At 34.4% G+C, this 19,789-nt stretch carries 15 protein-coding genes and 1 tRNA gene; 2 read left to right on the top strand and 14 right to left on the bottom strand.

Translation table 11 applies throughout. From position 1 onward, the window contains the following. The first annotated feature begins 171 nt into the window (after positions 1-171). Positions 172-1,893, top strand: a complete 1,722-nt coding sequence (locus tag L6651_RS07845; RefSeq protein WP_237037384.1) for an ABC transporter ATP-binding protein — start codon at positions 172-174, stop codon at positions 1,891-1,893. Further along, a complete protein-coding gene (locus L6651_RS07840) occupies positions 1,883-3,649 on the top strand; it encodes an ABC transporter ATP-binding protein (protein ID WP_237037383.1) in 1,767 nt (588 codons plus the stop codon). The genes L6651_RS07845 and L6651_RS07840 overlap by 11 nt, the downstream gene beginning before the upstream one ends. A gap of 152 nt (positions 3,650-3,801) precedes the next feature. On the opposite strand, the gene L6651_RS07835 is transcribed toward L6651_RS07840, so the two are convergent. The 14 genes from L6651_RS07835 to L6651_RS07770 form a co-directional block, all read right to left on the bottom strand. Beyond that, entirely contained in the window at positions 3,802-4,647 is an 846-nt protein-coding gene (locus tag L6651_RS07835) for an IS3 family transposase (RefSeq protein WP_237036856.1), read from the bottom strand. Between the two features lie 11 nt (positions 4,648-4,658). After that, positions 4,659-4,952 (bottom strand): transposase, encoded by a 294-nt coding sequence (locus L6651_RS07830; RefSeq protein ID WP_237036857.1) that lies wholly within the window; start codon positions 4,950-4,952, stop codon positions 4,659-4,661. Positions 4,953-5,464: 512 nt separating this feature from the next. Continuing rightward, positions 5,465-5,540: transfer RNA gene (locus tag L6651_RS07825), tRNA-Arg, on the bottom strand. After that, positions 5,540-6,724, bottom strand: coding sequence for a D-alanyl-D-alanine carboxypeptidase family protein (locus L6651_RS07820; protein WP_237037382.1), 1,185 nt, complete (start codon positions 6,722-6,724; stop codon positions 5,540-5,542). Before L6651_RS07820 ends, L6651_RS07825 begins: the two co-directional genes overlap by 1 nt. 87 nt (positions 6,725-6,811) lie before the next feature. Then, positions 6,812-8,083 carry a serine--tRNA ligase gene (gene serS / locus L6651_RS07815; protein WP_237037381.1) on the bottom strand — a complete coding sequence of 424 codons (1,272 nt, stop codon included), beginning with the start codon at positions 8,081-8,083 and terminating at the stop codon, positions 6,812-6,814. Between the two features lie 884 nt (positions 8,084-8,967). After that, entirely contained in the window at positions 8,968-9,969 is a 1,002-nt protein-coding gene (locus L6651_RS07810) for a hypothetical protein (protein ID WP_237037380.1), read from the bottom strand. Positions 9,970-10,221: 252 nt separating this feature from the next. Beyond that, positions 10,222-11,067: an IS3 family transposase gene (locus L6651_RS07805; protein WP_237036856.1), complete on the bottom strand. Its 846-nt coding sequence runs from the start codon at positions 11,065-11,067 to the stop codon at positions 10,222-10,224. Between the two features lie 11 nt (positions 11,068-11,078). Then, positions 11,079-11,372 (bottom strand): transposase, encoded by a 294-nt coding sequence (locus L6651_RS07800; protein WP_237036857.1) that lies wholly within the window; start codon positions 11,370-11,372, stop codon positions 11,079-11,081. A gap of 396 nt (positions 11,373-11,768) precedes the next feature. Beyond that, positions 11,769-12,368, bottom strand: coding sequence for a recombination mediator RecR (recR, locus tag L6651_RS07795; RefSeq protein ID WP_237037379.1), 600 nt, complete (start codon positions 12,366-12,368; stop codon positions 11,769-11,771). A gap of 8 nt (positions 12,369-12,376) precedes the next feature. Then, positions 12,377-12,721 carry a YbaB/EbfC family nucleoid-associated protein gene (locus L6651_RS07790; protein ID WP_237037378.1) on the bottom strand — a complete coding sequence of 115 codons (345 nt, stop codon included), beginning with the start codon at positions 12,719-12,721 and terminating at the stop codon, positions 12,377-12,379. A 10-nt stretch (positions 12,722-12,731) separates the two neighbouring features. Beyond that, entirely contained in the window at positions 12,732-14,414 is a 1,683-nt protein-coding gene (gene dnaX, locus L6651_RS07785) for a DNA polymerase III subunit gamma/tau (RefSeq protein ID WP_237037377.1), read from the bottom strand. Positions 14,415-14,487: 73 nt separating this feature from the next. Beyond that, positions 14,488-16,098 carry a hypothetical protein gene (locus tag L6651_RS07780; RefSeq protein WP_237037376.1) on the bottom strand — a complete coding sequence of 537 codons (1,611 nt, stop codon included), beginning with the start codon at positions 16,096-16,098 and terminating at the stop codon, positions 14,488-14,490. Positions 16,099-16,211: 113 nt separating this feature from the next. Further along, positions 16,212-17,255: a ribonucleotide-diphosphate reductase subunit beta gene (locus L6651_RS07775; RefSeq protein WP_237037375.1), complete on the bottom strand. Its 1,044-nt coding sequence runs from the start codon at positions 17,253-17,255 to the stop codon at positions 16,212-16,214. 10 nt (positions 17,256-17,265) lie between these two features. Then, positions 17,266-19,782, bottom strand: coding sequence for a ribonucleoside-diphosphate reductase subunit alpha (locus L6651_RS07770; RefSeq protein ID WP_237037374.1), 2,517 nt, complete (start codon positions 19,780-19,782; stop codon positions 17,266-17,268). Between the last annotated feature and the right edge of the window lie 7 nt (positions 19,783-19,789).

Raw genomic sequence — 19,789 nt, 5'->3', positions numbered from 1 at the left:
TTTTTTATAATAGCCCTCCTTTGTTTGGTAATAGTATTATACCCTAAAGAATTAATTCAAAGCTTTTTAAAAATAGATTATCTGCTTATTCTTTAATTTAATGTTGTAAAATAAAAAAGCCTTTACTTAATTTACAACATTGTTTTATACTAGTTTTATTGGAGGTGTAAAATGTCTGATTTAAAAAAGTATTTTAATTTTGTAAAAGTTTTTAAATGGCAAATCATTTTTGGATTTGTTATTGGAATATTAACTCTTTTTACAACTTTATTACTGCCAAAAATCATTGGAACATTAACTAGCTATATTGAGTCTGGAAACTTAAGTCTAGCGATTATAAAAAAATATTCATTAATTATTTTAGCTGTGGGGATTTTTAATTACATAGCAAATGGAATTTGGAATTATATTTTCTTTAGAAACTACTACTATGTGGACAGTGAGGTTCGTGTTCGAATCTTTTTTAAGGCCCTTTCCCAAAGTCCGGGGTTTTTTAAGGTAAATCCAATTTCCGATATTATTAACAAAGCTACTTCAGACTCTGCTAATATTGCTGATGTGGCGGGCTATGGCCTTATGACTTTGATGGACGGGATTTTATTTCCCATCCTCGTATTTTATTATATGTTTAATATTTCGCCAATTTTAACTGTGGTTCCTCTTATCGCCCTACCTATTATGGTTTATTTTATAACTTTGGTTAGTAAAAATTATGACAAGAGATATCTTTCTTTGAAGAAGTCCATGGACTCTTTACATGAGTCGGCACTTGAAACCTATAACGGTATTAAGGTGATTAAGACTTTTAATCTGTCTTCTATTATGGGCAAGATGTTTATGAAGAAGGTTGATAAGAACTTGGATGAGGAACTTAGGTTACAAAAGATAAACACTTTATATATGCCAATTGTTGAAATTATTTCTGGAATTGCGGCGGTTGTTTCTTTTGTGCTTGGTGCAAGACTTATTAAGGAAGGTTCAATTAGTTATGGGGACCTTGTAACTTTTTCCATGTATCTAATGTACTTAACTTGGCCTGCTTTTGCCATTAGTGACTGCATTATAATTTTTAAATCGGGAAAGAACAGTTTGAAGAGGGTTGAAAATTTAATTGAAATTGAAGATGAATATGACAAAGGCATTGAACTTTCTAATATTGATTCTGTGGAATTTAAAAATCTTTCCTTTAGTTATCCTGGAAATGACAGTTTCAAACTATCTGAAATTAACCTTTGTCTCGAAAAAGGCAAAAGATATGGTGTTGTAGGAAAAACTGGAAGTGGTAAGTCCTCTATTCTTCGTATGATTATAAGGGAGTACCCTGATTTTAGTGGCGAAATTTATATTAATGGCGTTGCTGTTAAAGAAATTAACTTTGATACTCTTAGAAAGAAAATAGGCTATGTGCCTCAAGAACACTTTTTATTTAGTAAATCCATTGGGGACAATATAAAATTCTTTCGAGATGTGGATAGCGAAGGTGTAATGGAGGCCATAAAAATTTCTGACTTTGAGAAAGATTTAGAAAATCTTACCAATGGCATCGACACTTTAAGTGGTGAACTTGGCGTTAGTTTGTCCGGGGGACAAAAACAAAGAGTTTCACTGTCACGAGCAGTTTTAACCGATGTTGATTTACTTGTGCTTGATGATGTACTTTCTGCCGTTGACAACAATACTGAAAAAAATATTTTAAATAATCTCTCATCTAGTTTCAACAATAAGATTGTTGTTATGACAAGCCATAAGATAAGTGCAATTAAAGATTTTGACGAAATTCTTGTAATAGATGATGGAAAGATTGTTGAAAGAGGAAATTTTGAAACCCTAATTAAAAATAAAAAATGGTTTTATGAACAGGCCTTGAGTCAGGGGGTATTAAATGGAAAATAATGAAAAGAAGTTTCGAAAAGGTACTGGACGACTTATGTTGGATACTCTTTCCAATGTACGATTTGATTTATTCCTTGGAATTGTCCTGTCCTTAGTGGCGACTTTTTTAGGCCTTCTATCGCCTATTATTTTAAAGAAACTAATTGATGTGGAGATTTCTCCAAAGGTTGGAATAGTAAATAAAAAGTCTTTTATTGTAACTTCTCTTTTGTATATGGGGTCAATTTTATTTACCAATGTTTTCGATTATGTTAAGGTGTTGCAACTTAAAAGAACTTCAAACAAGGCTGCCCACAGCCTTAGGGAAAGACTTTACTTTCACACTTTGAAACTTCCCCTATCTTTTTATGACAAGACTCCCGTTGGTAAAATATCCTCTAGGGTGGTTAGCGATATTGACCAGGTTAAGGAAATATTTTTCTATGGATTTGCCACTGCATTCTCCTCAGTCTGTTTTATAATTGGTTCAATTATATATGTTATGAGCAAAGACTTTTATGCCGGGCTTATACTATGTGTTCCAGTACCAATTATGATTATATTGATTGTGGTCTATAATAAATATTCTGCAAAGTTACACATTGGATATCGTAAAAAGAGGTCTAAGATAACTGCAGATTTAAACGAAAACTTAAATGGAGTTTTTATTATAAGAGCATTTGGAGTGACCGATGAAGCCTATGATGAATTTAAAGAAAAAAACGAGAAGCTCTATAAAATTGGACTTAAAATCGAAGTGTTTGACTCGCTATTTTCTTGGAACTTGTCGGACCTTTTGAGAATGCTTTCCACAGTTGTTATTGTGTATGTGGTGGGCAAGGGAATTTTAAATGATAGCCCTGTAATGACAGTTGGCTTTATGCTACTTTTAATCCAATATAATAATAGCATCTATGAAAATATCACAAATACATTGAGACGTATGAATATACTTGAAAAGGCCCTTGGTTCTGCCCATCATATTACAGAAGTTTTAGATGAAAAATTTGAGTATGAAGGAAAAAATAAGTTGAAAGATGTTAGTGGTGATGTAGAATTTAAAGATGTTAACTTTTCCTATGTTGAAGGACTTCCCGTTCTTCATAACATTAACTTTCATGCACCAATAGGTTCTAAAACAGGAATTGTAGGAGATACTGGCTCTGGAAAAAGCTCCATTATAAATTTAATTTTTAGATTTTATAATGTGGATAGCGGCAAGATTTTAATTGATGGAAGGGATATTAAAGATTTTCGTTCCAGCGAACTTAGAAAACATATGTCATTGGTGTTGCAAGATCCCTTTATATTTAAAGGAAACCTTAGAGATAATATTGCCCTTGGATATGAACATAGTGACGAAGAAATTTTAAAAGCACTTAAGTTATCCGGTGGAAGTTACATGTATTCAAAGTTAAATGACGGACTTGATAGTAACTTAAATGGCGAAGGAGTTGGACTGTCCCTAGGAGAAAAACAGATTGTAACATTTGCAAGATCCATATTAATGGACCCAAAGATATTAGTACTTGACGAAGCAACGGCTTCAATTGACTCAGAGACAGAAAAATTTATTCAAATGGGCCTTGAAAACCTAATGAAGGGAAGAACTTCATTTATTATTGCCCATAGACTTTCTACAATAAAAGACTGTGACCAAATTATTGTGTTGGAAAAAGGTAAAATTGTAGAAATTGGAAAACATGAAGAGTTAATGAAAAAACGTGGAAAGTATTATGAACTTAATATGAAAGAAAAGAAAGATAAAACTGTTTAGAAGTAAAAAGGTTGTAGGGTTACCTTACAAAACAATTCAGGAGACTTTTACAGTTGCTTTTCATTGAAAAGCAACTGAGATTCTTCGACTTCAATTTTTGCTTTGCAAAAATTTAGAAAATGGTACCCCTTTTTCAAATAAATCTCTTAAAATTAATGACAAAAACTTTGCTTCCCATAAAAACACTCATGCGGAGTCAAATATCCTATTGAACTATGAGGTCTTTCAGTATTGTAATAATTAGTCCAATATTCTACTATCATCTTGTATTGTTCTACAGTGTAATGTTTCACTGACCCTATTTCTGTTTTCATGCTCTTAAAGAATGTTTCTATGAATATATTATCTACTGGTCTATATGGTCTGGACATACTGCTAATTATCCCATTTTCTTTTAAAGTTGATTGAAACAACTTACTTGTGAACTGTGGTCCTCTATCTGAAAGTATCATATCTGGCTTACCATACTTTCTTATCGCTTCTTCTAATGTGTCAACCGCAAACTGTGCATCCATTTTAAATGATTGTTTGTTTCCTACAAGCACCTTCCTTTTTATGTCTATTATTGCACAAGTATATACCTTTTTCTCAGCTGTTTTTTGTTCTGTAAAGTCTATTGCCCAAGCATTTACTTTATCTTGTTCTTCTTCTGGCATTTCGTTATATATGTTTTCTGATACGTATTTTTCACTAGTTTCTTCACATGTATATACGTTCTTTATTCTAGGTCTACCATATTTACCTACTAGCCCTAGTTCTTTCATAATGTTACTTATTTTCTTCTCTGAAAAAACTATATTATCCCTTTGTAGACACACTTTAAGCATTCTTCTTCCGAAGCTTCTATTATGCTTTATGAACATTTCTTTAACTAGATTTTTTTCTTCTTCAGTATATCTTGGTTTCCTAGGGTTTTTTCTTCTGTAGTAGTATCTTTGCTCATTAATATTCAATACTCGGCATACTATGCGCACTGGATATTCTGTTAGATGTTCCACCGCAAAGTCTACTATCTTATCTTCTTCTTCGCAAAGTATGCCTCGGCTTTTTTTAATATTTCATTCTCCATTTCAAGTTCTTTTAATCTTTGATATATTTCAAGATCTCGTCCTGGAACTACTCCTTTTCCAGACATTCCTATTTCAGCATGTTTATTATATTCATCAACCCATCTATGGATTGTTTGTCTATCTAGGTCATACATTTTACATATTTCTGATGTTTTCATGTTTCCTAAAAGCTTAAGTTGTACTATTTTGATTTTAAATTCTTGAGAGAATGTTCTTCTTTTTAATTTTGACATTTAATTTTCCCTTCTATTTTGTAATTAAAATGATTTGCTCTTAATTGTTATGAAGTTTTTTCTAAAGGTTCTGTCAAGGAGAAAAGCGAAGCGATCCTTGACGGGTTCTTTGAAAAAACTAGAATTTAAGAGCCAGCAAATCATTTAGTCTGTCATTAGCGATGTATATGATTTCATTATACCATTCTCTTACGCTCAGAATGACATGGCGAGGTGTATTGGCTTTGTACAAAAAAAGATGTTCAACATATTTACAGTGCCGAAGGCACAGAAAGGAAAGCCTTAGCTTTCCAACTACTTTCTAAAAGGGGTCTTGGGGATATCCCCAAGTCGTTGGGAGGTAAAGGGGGTTCTCCAAGGGGGATAGGAACCGTACGAAACGGTGCCTTTTCCCCCTTGGTGGAATAAAAAGTGAAAACATATTAGAAATAAAAAGGTCGTAGGGTAAAGCCCTACATAACACAAATAAAATTCTGCATTAAAAAAAGCTCTTTAAAGAGCTTTTTTATTCTTGGCACCCCCAACCGGACTCGAACCAGTGAATCTCCCTTAGGAGGGGAGTATTATATCCAGCTTAATTATGGGGGCTAATATATATTTAGTAGACTCTTTGTTCTTAGACGTACATCTCTGCCAAGTCTTTTTAGTCTAACTGAAAAGCTGGCTTTGTTGTAATCTTGTCTAACAACTAGGTCAACATCATATACTTTACCATTATTGCCTGTAATATTCAATACCCCGACTTTGTCTCCAGCTTTGAAAGGTCCGCTTTCTGTCACTTGATATTTCTGTCCTACGATAAAGTTGTTGTTCTTGTCGTAAACAGCTTTTTGGTCGGTTTCTGGATAGATGTCTATATATCCTTGGTCGATTGAGTTTACATATATCTTTTGATACACTTTGTCGTTATCTATGATTGGTCCGTTAACGTAGTTTCTTGTAATATAGTCTACTATCTCTCCAACTATTTTCTGTCTGTCCTGTGGACTTCCTGCGCCCATTATAACTGCTAAAAATCTTTCATTCTTTAAGGTTTCATTTTTTAATGGTCTAAATGTAGAAATAACACAGTATTTTGCAAGGTCTGTAGTCCCTGTCTTAAGTCCGTCCACTCCTGGTTCTATGCCAACTAGTGGAATTGTGGTCGGTTTATCTATTTTGTATTTTGTATTTACATATCTTGTCATTGATGAAAGTTCAATAATCTCAGGGTATGTGTCTAGAACGTATTTGGACATTTTATAAACATCTCTTACTGTCATGGAGTTTTCTATGTCTCCTTCTGGAAGGCCAGTTGAGTTTATAAAGTTTGCCTTTTCAAGTCCAATCTCTTTTGCTTTTTCATTCATAAGATTTACAAAACTCTTTTCGTCTCCTGAAACTTTAACTGCCAATGTGTATGCAGCGTCATTTCCTGAAACTACTATAAGTCCTTCTAGTAAATCATTTACAGTTACTTCCATGTCAGGTTGTAAATGCATTGAAGATCCTGGTACTTGTGCCATGTCCTTTGTAATTTTTACAATGTCGGATACTTTTAGTTCTCCTGTGGAAATTTTTTCCTTTACTATTATATATGTCATAAGCTTTGTGATACTTGCAATGTACACTTCTTCGTCCATGTTGTTTCCACTTATAAAGCTATCTGTATCGTAGTCTAAGATCATATATCCCTTGGTTCTTGGGCCAAAGTGAAGTGGAGACTGTGCAAATGCAACTTGTGGAACAAGTAACATAAAAGCTAAGACTAATGATAAAATCCTCTTTTTCATATTTCCTCCCAATAACAATATATTATATTATATCACAAAGGAGGTCTTTGCAAAGAAAATAGCCCTTATATAAGGACTATTTCATAATTATTTTTCTATTTTTTTGCAGTTTCTCATGTAAGGAACTAGTGCATCTGGAATTGTAACTGAGCCATCTTCATTTTGATAATTTTCTAATATGGCTGCGAAGGTTCTTCCTATGGCAAGGCCTGATCCATTAAGAGTGTGAAGGTATTGAACCTTTTTGTTTTCATCTCTATATTTTATATTGGCACGTCTTGCTTGGAAGTCTAAGAAGTTTGAGCATGAAGAAATTTCTACAAATCTTCCATAGCTTGGCATCCACACTTCTACGTCGTAGGTCATGGTTGAACTAAAACCTAAGTCACCACTACATAGTTTTACAACTCTATATGGAATTTTTAAAAGTCTTAATACTTCTTCTGCGTTGTCAGTTAATTTTTCAAGTTCATCAAAGGAATCTTCTGGCTTAACAAACTTAACCATTTCCACCTTGTCAAATTGATGGTTACGAATAAGACCTCTCGTGTCCCTTCCTGCAGATCCCGCTTCCGCTCTGAAACAAGGAGTGTATGCAGTGTAGTAAATCGGAAGTTCTTCTCCGTCTATAATTTCATCAGCAAGTAAATTTGTCACTGGAACCTCTGCAGTTGGAGCTAGGTACATGTCCTTTTGCGGTACATAGAACATGTCCTCTTCAAACTTAGGAAGTTGACCTGTTCCAAACATTGACTTTCTATTTATAAGTGCAGGAACCCAAACTTCCTTGTAGCCATGCTTTTCAACATGAAGGTCGACCATAAAGTTCATTAATGCCCTTTCAAGCTTTGCACCCATTCCCTTAAACACAGAAAATCTACTTCCAGATATCTTTGAACCTGCTTCAAAATCTAAAATACCTAAATCAGTACCAATATCCCAGTGAGCCTTAGGTTCAAAATCAAATTTTGTAGGTTCGCCCCAAGTTCTCATCTCTTCATTTTCACTGTCATCCTCACCAACAGGAACAGACTTGTCAGGAGTATTTGGAATTGAAAGAAGAAGCTCTTTTATTTTTTCATCAAGGTCATTAACAACTTCATCCATTTCCTTAATTTCATTTGAAAGCTCTTTCATTTGAGCAAAGATTTCAGTAGTGTCCTTGCCTTCCTTTTTCATCATAGGCACTTGTTTTGAAATACGATTTTGTTCCGCCTTTTTGCTTTCAACATCAGCTATGATTTCCCTTCTCTTTTCATCAAGAAGAATTACCTTTTCAATTGGAAAGTCTCCTCTTCTTGTAGAAAGCGCCTTAACAACTTCCTCTTTGTTATTTCTAATCCTCTTAATATCTAACATAACTCCTCCTCAAATAAGCTATTTTTTTCAAAAATTTCTAATATTTTGGAATAAAAAAATCCCGCTCCACCAAGGGACGAGATTACCCGCGTTGCCACCCTAATTACAAAATGTCACTTAATTTGGCTTGACTCCAAGACGGATTCAATAGTTCAGCATATGACCTTGCACCACCCGGCCACTCTCTAAAAAGCATTCCTACCTACTACTTCTTTTCAACATCAATATTAATTTACTTTAGTATATCATAGCCGTGAAGAAGAAGCAAGGAAATGTCTTTCCTTGCTATCTTTCTTTTGTTTTGTTTTTATTTTGTAGGGTTATACCCTACGACTTTTTTTATTTCTAATATATTTTCACTTTTTATTCCACCAAGGGGGAAAAAGGAACCGTTTCGTACGTTTCTTTCCCCCTTGGAAACCCCCTTTACCTCCCAACGACTTGGGGATATCCCCAAGACCCCTTTTAAAAAGTGGTAGGAAAGCTAAGGCTTTCCTTACTGTGCCTTACGGCACATAATGCTTCTATATAAGGATGTAACTCCTTCGGTACTGTCATCCGCGAGTCGAAGCATTCTTGACCTAACAGAAGACGTAGTCTTCGTTGTAGGTCAAATGTCGATCTCGTTTCACTTTCTGAAAGAAAGTGTCAGAAGGCGACCTCACATTTGAGTTATCAAATGTGTACATCTTTCCAACCTCTCACATCTAGCTTCTCACTTCTATTACAGAATATCTCTAAGACACCTTTTGTAAATTAGGAATAAAATACTCCGCTATGTCATTCTGAGCGAGCGGAGCGAGTCGAAGAATCTCGTACTTTAACCCGCGAAATATAAATCTCCAACTTCCTACTTCTAACTTCTCACTTTTCACTTCTTACTTCTAATATCGCAAATCAAAGTCAACTTCAAATCCTTGTTCTCTAATCCCTCTAATAAATTCTTCTTTATCTATAGTACCATTTTTAATGGCTTCTCTTATTCCCGGTCCTACGGCGATAGTAGGCGGATTATTAGGGTCAAGGTTAGCTCTTTGTTCTGATGGCTTCCAGCCTTTTTGACACCACATGCGAGTATTGTTGTTGTACTTTTGAAAAAGTTCTGTAAGTCTTTCAAATTGTTTTACTGTCAATTCAACTCCCACTTCAGAGAGTTCATCTGTAATATGTTCAAATATTTCTAATGGATTGAAATGACCAATATTTAATTTATAATTTGTTTTTCTCATAATCTTTTCCGCTTCTGTTCCTGAATATTTTTGGCGTAAGAACTCTTTTTCACTTTTTCTTTTTGTATAATCTATTTCAAAGCGTTCATGTAAATTTAAAAAGGAGAACTTACAAAGTTTCTTTCCTTTGTTTTTATTTGGAATTTCTTCTTTATAATCAACAATTATTGTTTTAGCGGTAGATTTTAAATTTGAAAGAAAATTATATAGATTAATTTCTTCCTGAGTCTTTTTAGGATTTGCATACGAAAGAAAATCTTTAGGCATTGCATATGGCTTATTGTGACGTTCTTCAAGAAGAATATATATTGATGCATGTTTTCCATAACCACGACCTACAAGCTTTTCCGACACTATAAACATATTAAGATCTTCGTCAACTTCATCGATGAATAGCTCACAAAATTTGTATATATAATATGGTTTAACCTCTCTTCTTGCTATCTTTGCAAATTCTACTATATCTTTTCTACGAAGATTTGGCTTATCTTTTAAACCCTTAAACACTTCCCACACATGTCTAAGTTCAATTATTCCATAGAGATTTGCACATGCTGAGAAAAATTTATTTAAATAATCTCGAGATTCTTCTGATAATCCAGATTGTTTATAAAGTCTTTCAATTGACTTCTCTGATAGGGGCTTAGGGTATGACATTTTTTCTTCCTTTCTTTATATAAGTTTTAGAATTATTCTAATTAAATTTATTATACCATCATTAAAAAATAATTACCTTGTTTTGAATATTTGTCAATATAAAGCAAATTGAAATTCATACGACGTTAGATTAAACCTATAAAATAACATATTAAGAAACTTTAGCGTGAACTTTCTTTTAGAAAGTTCACGAGATGTTTCGACTCGCTGTCGCTGAAAATGGTACCCCTTTTTCAAATAAATCTCTTAAAATTAATGACAAAAACTTTGCTTCCCATAAAAACACTCATGCGGAGTCAAATATCCTATTGAACTATGAGGTCTTTCAGTATTGTAATAATTAGTCCAATATTCTACTATCATCTTGTATTGTTCTACAGTGTAATGTTTCACTGACCCTATTTCTGTTTTCATGCTCTTAAAGAATGTTTCTATGAATATATTATCTACTGGTCTATATGGTCTGGACATACTGCTAATTATCCCATTTTCTTTTAAAGTTGATTGAAACAACTTACTTGTGAACTGTGGTCCTCTATCTGAAAGTATCATATCTGGCTTACCATACTTTCTTATCGCTTCTTCTAATGTGTCAACCGCAAACTGTGCATCCATTTTAAATGATTGTTTGTTTCCTACAAGCACCTTCCTTTTTATGTCTATTATTGCACAAGTATATACCTTTTTCTCAGCTGTTTTTTGTTCTGTAAAGTCTATTGCCCAAGCATTTACTTTATCTTGTTCTTCTTCTGGCATTTCGTTATATATGTTTTCTGATACGTATTTTTCACTAGTTTCTTCACATGTATATACGTTCTTTATTCTAGGTCTACCATATTTACCTACTAGCCCTAGTTCTTTCATAATGTTACTTATTTTCTTCTCTGAAAAAACTATATTATCCCTTTGTAGACACACTTTAAGCATTCTTCTTCCGAAGCTTCTATTATGCTTTATGAACATTTCTTTAACTAGATTTTTTTCTTCTTCAGTATATCTTGGTTTCCTAGGGTTTTTTCTTCTGTAGTAGTATCTTTGCTCATTAATATTCAATACTCGGCATACTATGCGCACTGGATATTCTGTTAGATGTTCCACCGCAAAGTCTACTATCTTATCTTCTTCTTCGCAAAGTATGCCTCGGCTTTTTTTAATATTTCATTCTCCATTTCAAGTTCTTTTAATCTTTGATATATTTCAAGATCTCGTCCTGGAACTACTCCTTTTCCAGACATTCCTATTTCAGCATGTTTATTATATTCATCAACCCATCTATGGATTGTTTGTCTATCTAGGTCATACATTTTACATATTTCTGATGTTTTCATGTTTCCTAAAAGCTTAAGTTGTACTATTTTGATTTTAAATTCTTGAGAGAATGTTCTTCTTTTTAATTTTGACATTTAATTTTCCCTTCTATTTTGTAATTAAAATGATTTGCTCTTAATTGTTATGAAGTTTTTTCTAAAGGTTCTGTCAAGGAGAAAAGCGAAGCGATCCTTGACGGGTTCTTTGAAAAAACTAGAATTTAAGAGCCAGCAAATCATTTAGTCTGTCATTAGCGATGTATATGATTTCATTATACCATTCTCGCTCGCTCAACATGACATCACGGAGAGATTAACATTTCTATGAAGAAGATGTACGAGATACATCATTTGCCGTAAGGCACAAAAAGGGAAAGCCTTAGCTTTACTACCAATTCCTGCCTCTAAAATTAGAAATAATAATGTTGTAGAATATTATTTCCTAAAGTTTATAAAAATTTGAAAACAATAAGGAAATAAAAAGAAGAGGGATTATATCTCTCTTCTATCTTCAATCGCTCTAAATATTGACATTTCATCAAAGTAGTCCAGGCTTACTCCTATTGGTATACCCTGGGCAATCTTTGTAACTTTTACGCCATATGGTTTTAATATTTCTGAAATCAGTCCCGATGTAAATTCTCCGTCTGTTGTTGAGGACAGTGAAAGTATAACTTCTTTTACTTCTCCCGTCTTTACTCTTTCAACTAATGAGTCTATATTTAAATTCTCTGGACCAATTTCATTTCTTGGCGACAATAGTCCACCTATTACATGGTACAGTCCTCTATACTCTCTGGCTTTTTCAAGGGAGATTATATTGGAGCTATCTTCCACAACTATAATCGTAGTTTTATCTCTACTGTCGTCGCTACAGATGTCGCAAAGGTCGCCATCTGTAATATTTCCACAAACCTTACACGGCTTTATATTTTCTTTTACATTTACTAAGGTCTTGGCAAGGTCTAGAACCTCCGCCTCGTCCATTTCAACTATTTTAAAGGCAAGTCTTCTTGCTGATTTTCTACCTATTGTAGGAAGAGCTGAAAGTTTAAGTATTAGCTCTTCCATATCTTTTGGATATAGTGCCATTTAATCACCTAAAATAATCCCGGAATATTTAAACCTCCGGTAAATTTACCCATGGATTCTTCAGTTGCGTTATTAACTTGGTTTAGTGCGTCATTAACTGCAACCATTAATAGATCTTGTAACATTTCCACATCATCAGGGTCTACAACTTCTTTGTCTATGTTTACAGATACAACTTCTCTCTTACCATTCATGGTAACTTCTATGCTTCCACCACCTGCAGATGCAGTAAACTCAGTTTGTTCAACCTTTTCTTGAGCCTCTTCCATATCCTTTTGCATCTTTTGCATTTGCTTCATCATATTGTTCATGTTTGGCATTCCGCCTCTTGGGAATCCACCTCTTTTTGCCATAATAATCCTCCTATATAAAATCTATATTTTCTTTTCCAAAGACATTTTTAAGCGTCTCTATATTCTCTTCTCTTCTTTTCTTTGCCAGATCTTCGTAGTCCTCTTCAAGGCCAATAAATAGTTTGAAGTCCTTGCCCAATGTCTTCTTTATTGCGTTTTCAACCTTCTCCCTATTATTTATTATCATGCCCATTCTTGTGTCTTTGTTTCTAAATAATATGGAGACCCTCTTGCCATCAATAAATTTATGGGTTGCTGAGTCCACGAAACCTGCAAGCATTTTGCCAGGGATATTTTCTAAAAGTTCATCCCAGTTTTCAATTTCTCTATATTTTTTGTCAGGGATTTGTTTTGGTTCTTCTAAAACTTCAGAACTATCTATATTTTCTAATTCTTCATTAACTTCGTCAAAAGTTTCTTCAGTTTCCTGTTCTGGGTCTACTTCTGCTTCAATTTCTAAAGATTCTTCTTGAACCGGTAATTTTACATCTTCAACAGGCTCTACACTAGAACTTTTGCTCACATACACCGGCCTGTCCTTAAGTTGTTCTAACTTTTTCTCAAGGCTTTCCACTCTCTCCATTAAGAACTTTATCTTTGTTGAGTCCTCCTTTGGTTCGTAGTAGTCAATGAGCCTTCCTATAAGGATTTCTCCAAGTATATTTGGATTTTGAGTGTTTTTTAATTTTACTTCGTAATCCAAAAGTATATTTAAAGATTCCACAATCCTATTTGTGGATATCAGTTCGCTTTGCTTTTTCAAAAGCTTCTTCGACTCAACTGTCTCTTCCACAAAGTCATCTAGTCCTTCTTTAATATAAAGTAGGTTTCTAAACTGATTTTGTATATCTTTGAAAACCCCTGCAATTACCTTGTCCTTTGTTATTTCTCGGTACAGCTTTAGACTCTTTTTGTAGTCATTTTCAATTATCTTTTCCACCAGATAAAAAATCTTTCTTCTATCTGCAAGGCCAAGATCCACTACAAGGTCATCTATGGTAATCTCTTTTTTTCCTAAGGATAAAACCTGATCCAAGTTTGAAAGGGCATCTCTCATGGCGCCGTCTGCTTCATTTGCCAGCTCTACCAGAGACTCCTCGTCTATTTTAACACCAAGGTCATTTGTAATCTTTTTTATATTTTCAATGATATACTTTGAATCCATCCTGTTGAACTCAAATCGTTGACAACGGGATAGAATGGTTTGAGGAATTTTTTCAATTTCTGTAGTTGCAAGGATAAACACAAGATGTTTTGGTGGCTCCTCCATAATCTTTAGAAGGGCATTAAATCCTTCATTTGTAATCATGTGGGCCTCGTCTATAATATATACCTTGTACTTAAGATTTGCCGGCGGAAAGATTACTTTGTCTCTAAGGTTTCGAATGTCCTCAATACGTCTATTTGACGCCGCGTCCATCTCAACTATGTCAAAACTCTCTTCACTTAAAATCATCTTGCAGTTTTCACATTCATTACATGGTGATCCGTCATGTGGGTTAAGACAGTTTACCGCCCTTGCCAAGATTTTTGCACAGCTGGTCTTTCCCGTTCCCCTTGTTCCGGAGAAGATATATGCATGGGATATTAAATTGTTTTTAACTTGATTTTTTAAAACCTCCGTAACCTGTTCCTGTCCCAGAACTTCGTCAAAGGTCTTTGGTCTATACTCTCTATAAATCGCCTTTCTCATATTCCCTCCACATAGATACAATTATATCATATGAGGGCAAATATTTTTTCCAAATAAAAAAGGGATTGCTCCCTTATTTTTTGAAAATATTTTTAAAAAAGCCCTTCTTAATTGGCATAGATATTTTAAACTTGCCCTTTAACTCATCAGGAAGTTTCTCCACATACTTTTTAGTTTCTTCCCTGTCGCCATAAATCTTATATAAATTTGCCATAATAAAGTCGTATAGAAACTGCGGTACCACAAGCTCTTCACGATTTATATTTAGTACCGTATCCATATCCTCTTTTGAAATAGAATTTTCTTCATAGGCCCTAATATATATTTTATAAAACTCTATGGTGCTACCATCTTCAAAGGATCTCATATCCTCTATTTTTCCCTTGGCGTCTTTAAAGTTAAACTCCCTTTCATTCCAAACTTCCCCTGCTATTAGCTCAGAAACTCTAATAACTTCCGTTGAATAATCAAAGCCATATTCTATTAGACCATCGTAGTCCGATGAAAAGTTTCCCCTTAAAATCTTTTCAAAATAGTCATATCTCTTTTTATAAAACTCCTCTTCAACTTCTTCGATGATATTTGGATTTTTGAAATTTAAATTTGGAAGATTCACAATGTCATCATACTCTTCCTTTGAAACATTTTCGTAAGGAGCAATTGGAACTTTTCTTATAATATACTCAACAACTTCCTTTGGAAGTACCTTGTAATTTTCACGAAGATAATTTAAAACCTCATCCTTTAGGCTAGGTTCTTCCAAGAGCAAATTGAAGTTTAGAGCTTCCTTCCAATTTGAAATCTCCCTAGCGTAGTCGCTGCGCCTTTTTATATCTGAAAACTTAACGGGAATATGCACATAGTCATTTAAAATTCCCTCTTCCCTTAAAAAGTCCACCAGATTATTTGACAGGTACTCATAAATCCTTGAAATATATCTCTTCTTCGTCTTTGTAAGAGGGTCTTTATCCCTTTCTTCAAGCCATATTTCGTAGGCTGTGTCATATTCCTTTGCATTGTAATACACATAGCCTTCTAAAAAGTTTTCCAAATATAGTGGCAAGTGGTCCACACTTACATCTTCAAAATCAATTTCCGTACTCTTTTCCTCCAAGAGTTTTAAATAATTTTCATAAAATTTTGAATTTGGAAACTCCCATCTTTCTAAAAAGGTCTTTAAATGTGAAAAGTCCTCTTCCCTTTCAATATCCTTCAAAGTCAAGAAAGACGCCTTTAGTCCAAGTAGATCCCTGTCTTTGTGGTTTAGCTTTGCCCCATGGGAAAATCTAATATCATATTCATTAAAGTTAAGGGAACCCTTCTTAAGTAAAAAGTATATCTCCATCCTCGTCTTATAAAAGTCCAACTTCTCTTTGTTGGACAAGTCCGCTATGTCGTAGACTTCAAAGTTTGGAAGTTTTTTTATTTCACTTTTTATATTTCCCTCTTCAAATATGGGAAAGTTTTCAACAATAAAACTTAAAACATCCAAGGGTATGGCAGAATAATTTGTAACCACAAACTTCTTTAAAGTCTTATTAATATTGTCCTTTAAGACAGATGAAATCTCTTCATAAAACTCCCTGTACTTCTTCCAGTAGTCATATGAAGATATGTCATTGAAATCATTTGAAATATTCAAATTCATTATGCTTAAATTTTTTTCTTCACCTATGTCCTTCATCAAATCACCTGTCCATATTTTAATTTCTATAATTAATATAACTTAAAAACTAGATAAGTACAATAAAAAGCCTGTTGCAGTTTAACCACAACAGACTTTCTTTTTCCTTTATTCTATAAATCGTCTTCTATTACTGATGACTTTGAATATGCTGAAACTTTTCCTTCAAAGAAGTCGGTCTTTACGAAGTTTGGATCTGAATATTCGCTTACCCATGTCATTGACTCTGGTTCTTTGTCATGTCCATCGTAAATCTTTCCAAGTCCAACCGCCTTACTTCTCAAGTTTCCAAGATATTTCAAATATCCTGACACCATTTCCATAGTTAGCCCTTGGATTGAGTCTCCAATTGCATACTCTGCCCAAGCTATTTCTTCTTCAACGCCCTTCTTAATCATCTCTTTAAAGAAGGCATTGTTTTCTTCTGTAAAAATTTCAGGCTCTTCTTTTCTTAGCTCTTGAATTATATTTCTAAACAGCCATAGATGTGAGTTTTCATCTCTATTAATATATCTTATCTCTTGAACTGTTCCCGGCATCTTGCCTATTCTACCAAGGGAGTAGAAGAACATAAATCCTGAATAGAAATAGATTCCCTCAAGTATAAAGTTTGCAAAGCAAGTCTTAACCAAGTTGAATTTTGTTCTATTTTCGTAGAAGTCGTTGTATTCGTCTCCTATAAATTTATTTCTCGCAAGTAGATGTGGGTCGTCCTTCCATTGATAAAGTATTTCGTCCCTTTCTTCCGGTGAACAAACAGTATCCAAAATATATGAGTAAGATTGTGAGTGAACTGCCTCTTGGTATGTTTGAATGTTTAAACATAGATTCACTTCGTTTGCAGTTATAAACTCTGAAACATTTGGTAGGTTTGCAGTTTGGATTGAGTCTAGGAACACAAGGAATGAAAGTATCTTGTCGTAGGCTCTCTTTTCGTTTTCGTCAAGCTTTCTATAGTCCTTCACGTCTTGGTTTAGGTTTATCTCTTCTGGAATCCAGAAGTTGTTCATTGCCAGACGGTACCAGTCACTAACCCATGGGTACTTGATATTATTAAAGTCGTTTAGGTTGGTGGTGTTACCATTAATCATTCTTCTTTTTGAAAGTTCTATGTCGCCGTTTTCGTTAAATAGTGCCTTTCTAATTAATTTTGCCATCTAATCCTCCTTAAGATGCACATGAATCACATTCTTCAACTTCAAGTGATTTGTTTCTTACATAGTAAATTGTCTTTACCTCTTCTTCGCAAGCTTGTATATAAAGCCTTAAGAGCATGGACATTGTGTACTCGGAAGTGATATAGATATTTACCGACTGTGCCTGGTCAATATGTCTTTGTCTTGCTCCTGCAGAACGTATTATCCACTGGCCATCAACTTCGTGGGCATTTTCATATAGCCAGAAGTTTTGTGGGCTTAAGTCCGGTGCCACCCTTGGAAGGATTTGTCCCTTCTTTTCTTCAAGGAAGTATCTCATCATAACTGGGTCCACAGCTGCAGTTGTGCCAGAGATTATTGATGTTGATCCCGTTGGTGCAACAGCCATTAAATATCCATTTCTCATTCCATTTTCGCCAATATAGTCCCTTAGTTCATTCCATCTTTCAGATTTGTAGTTTCTCTTTTCGAAATAGTCTCCACTATCCCAGTCGGAACCTTCAAAGTAAGGGTAGGATCCCTTTTCAGATGCAATTTCTGCAGAGGCCTTTACAGCGTAGTAGTTTATATCTTCATATAACTTGTCTGCCCATTTAATATGCTCTTCGCTTGAGAACATTATACCATCTTTAACCATGGCGTGGTGATACCCTGAAGTACCAAGTCCTAGTGAACGATATTTTTTATTTGTAATTCTTGCATATTCAACAGGATAGTAATTTAAATCTATAACATTGTCTAAAGCTCTAACCACTGTACTTACAACATCTTCCAGTTCATTTTTAAGGTCGATATTTCCAAGCACAAGGGAAGCTAGATTACATACTACAAAGTCTCCCGGCTTAGTTCTTTCAACAACAATCTCTTCTCCATCAACTTCAATTACTTCAGTTGAAACAGATTTTATTTCAGATGTGTTTTGGCAAATTTCCGTACAAAGATTTGATGAATATATCATGCCCTTGTGAGGATTTGGATTGTATTTATTAACCGCGTCTCTGTTAAACACAAAAGGCGTTCCAGTTTCAATAACAGATTTTAGTATTAATCTTACCATGTCCTTTACAGTCATTACACGCTTTTCAAGGCGAGGTTCCTTTATACATTCGTGATACTTTCTCACCCACTCGTCGCCGTAATAGTCTTCAAGGCTATAGCCCATTATGGTTTTAACTTCGTGTGGACAGAACATATACCAATTTGCGTTTATGTCGTCACGGGCAAGTTCCCAGAAGTAATTTGGATAGCAAACTGCAGGGAAGATGTCGTGGGCCTTCATCCTATCGTCACCATTATTTGTCTTTAGTTGTAAGAACTCTGGCATGTCCCTATGCCATACGTCTAGGTAAACTGCACATGCACCTTGTCTTACACCAAGCTGATCCACTGCAACTGCCGTGTCATTTGCAAGCTTAATCCATCTGATTACACCGCCGGCAACTCCTTTAAATCCTCTTATGTCGGAGCCAACAGCTCTAACCTTACCAAAGTAAAGTCCCATTCCTCCACCATGTTTTGAAACCTGTGAGAAGTTTGTAATTGAACGGTATATTCCATCAAGGGAGTCGTCCACCGTGTCTATAAAGCAGGATGAAAGTTGATGGAATGGCTTCCTTGCATTTGACATTGTTGGCGTTGCCATAGTAACTTGAAGTTTTGATAAAATATCGTAAAATTTCTTTGCATAAAATATTTTTTCCTTTTCAAGCATTGCTAAGTGCATAGAAATTCCCATAAACATCTCTTGGATTTTTTCAAGGATTATCCCTTCCCCACTCTTAATTAAATATCTTGACTTCAATAGGTCAAGGCCAGAGAAGTTAAATCTATAATTTCTTGAAAAGTCCATATAGCTTTCAAGTTCGTCAATGTCTTCCTTAGTGTAATTTTCTAAAATATATTCTCCATATAGACCTTCCTTTGTTAGGTAGTCTATCTTTTCATAGAAGGAATTAATTCCAATTTTTTCTTCTTCAACTTTTATATTTAATTCGATGCTGTGGGCTAAAAATCTTGCAGAAATATATTCCCACTTAGGCGCTTCCTTTGAAGTTAGTTCAGAAGATGCCTTTACAAGTACATCAAGCAGTTGCCTTTCTGACATATCCCTTGTTAAAAATGAAGAGAACTTGTTAAATAAAAACTGTAGGTCGTACACATCTTCCTTAAAGTCCTGTTGTACTCCCTTCATAATATCTAATACATCTTCGTCAAAGTATTCTGCAAAGTCTTCCAAAGTCTTTCTCAGCCTGTGGTGGCTGGCTCTATAAAGAATGTAGGACTTTACAACCTCTATATATTTATTTTCAATCAATACAATCTCTACAATATCTTGAATTTCTTCCACAGTTACCACATGATTTTTTGAAAAGTTTGAATTAATCTTGTCACAAACCTGATTTGCCATCTTTTCAAGCTCTTCTCTCTCAACGGGCTTTGACACCGATATAAATGCCTTGTTCATGGCAACAATTATCTTTTCAACGTCAAAATCCACAATAGCGCCGCTTCTCTTTTTTATTTTCACAATTTCC

The organism is Mediannikoviicoccus vaginalis (assembly GCF_928097925.1).
Lineage (GTDB): Bacteria > Bacillota > Clostridia > Tissierellales > Peptoniphilaceae > Mediannikoviicoccus > Mediannikoviicoccus vaginalis.
The sequence above is the reverse complement of the archived record's forward strand: the minus strand, read 5'-3'. Positions and strand labels throughout refer to the sequence as shown.

Coding starts and splice junctions, on each gene's coding strand:
- dnaX (WP_237037377.1), bottom strand. CDS start 14,414: ATGAGAAAGGCGATTTATAGAGAGTATAGACCAAAGACCTTTGACGAA.
- L6651_RS07820 (WP_237037382.1), bottom strand. CDS start 6,724: ATGAAAAAGAGGATTTTATCATTAGTCTTAGCTTTTATGTTACTTGTT.
- serS (WP_237037381.1), bottom strand. CDS start 8,083: ATGTTAGATATTAAGAGGATTAGAAATAACAAAGAGGAAGTTGTTAAG.
- L6651_RS07790 (WP_237037378.1), bottom strand. CDS start 12,721: ATGGCAAAAAGAGGTGGATTCCCAAGAGGCGGAATGCCAAACATGAAC.
- L6651_RS07840 (WP_237037383.1), top strand. CDS start 1,883: ATGGAAAATAATGAAAAGAAGTTTCGAAAAGGTACTGGACGACTTATG.
- L6651_RS07800 (WP_237036857.1), bottom strand. CDS start 11,372: ATGTCAAAATTAAAAAGAAGAACATTCTCTCAAGAATTTAAAATCAAA.
- recR (WP_237037379.1), bottom strand. CDS start 12,368: ATGGCACTATATCCAAAAGATATGGAAGAGCTAATACTTAAACTTTCA.
- L6651_RS07780 (WP_237037376.1), bottom strand. CDS start 16,098: ATGAAGGACATAGGTGAAGAAAAAAATTTAAGCATAATGAATTTGAAT.
- L6651_RS07830 (WP_237036857.1), bottom strand. CDS start 4,952: ATGTCAAAATTAAAAAGAAGAACATTCTCTCAAGAATTTAAAATCAAA.
- L6651_RS07810 (WP_237037380.1), bottom strand. CDS start 9,969: ATGTCATACCCTAAGCCCCTATCAGAGAAGTCAATTGAAAGACTTTAT.
- L6651_RS07845 (WP_237037384.1), top strand. CDS start 172: ATGTCTGATTTAAAAAAGTATTTTAATTTTGTAAAAGTTTTTAAATGG.
- L6651_RS07775 (WP_237037375.1), bottom strand. CDS start 17,255: ATGGCAAAATTAATTAGAAAGGCACTATTTAACGAAAACGGCGACATA.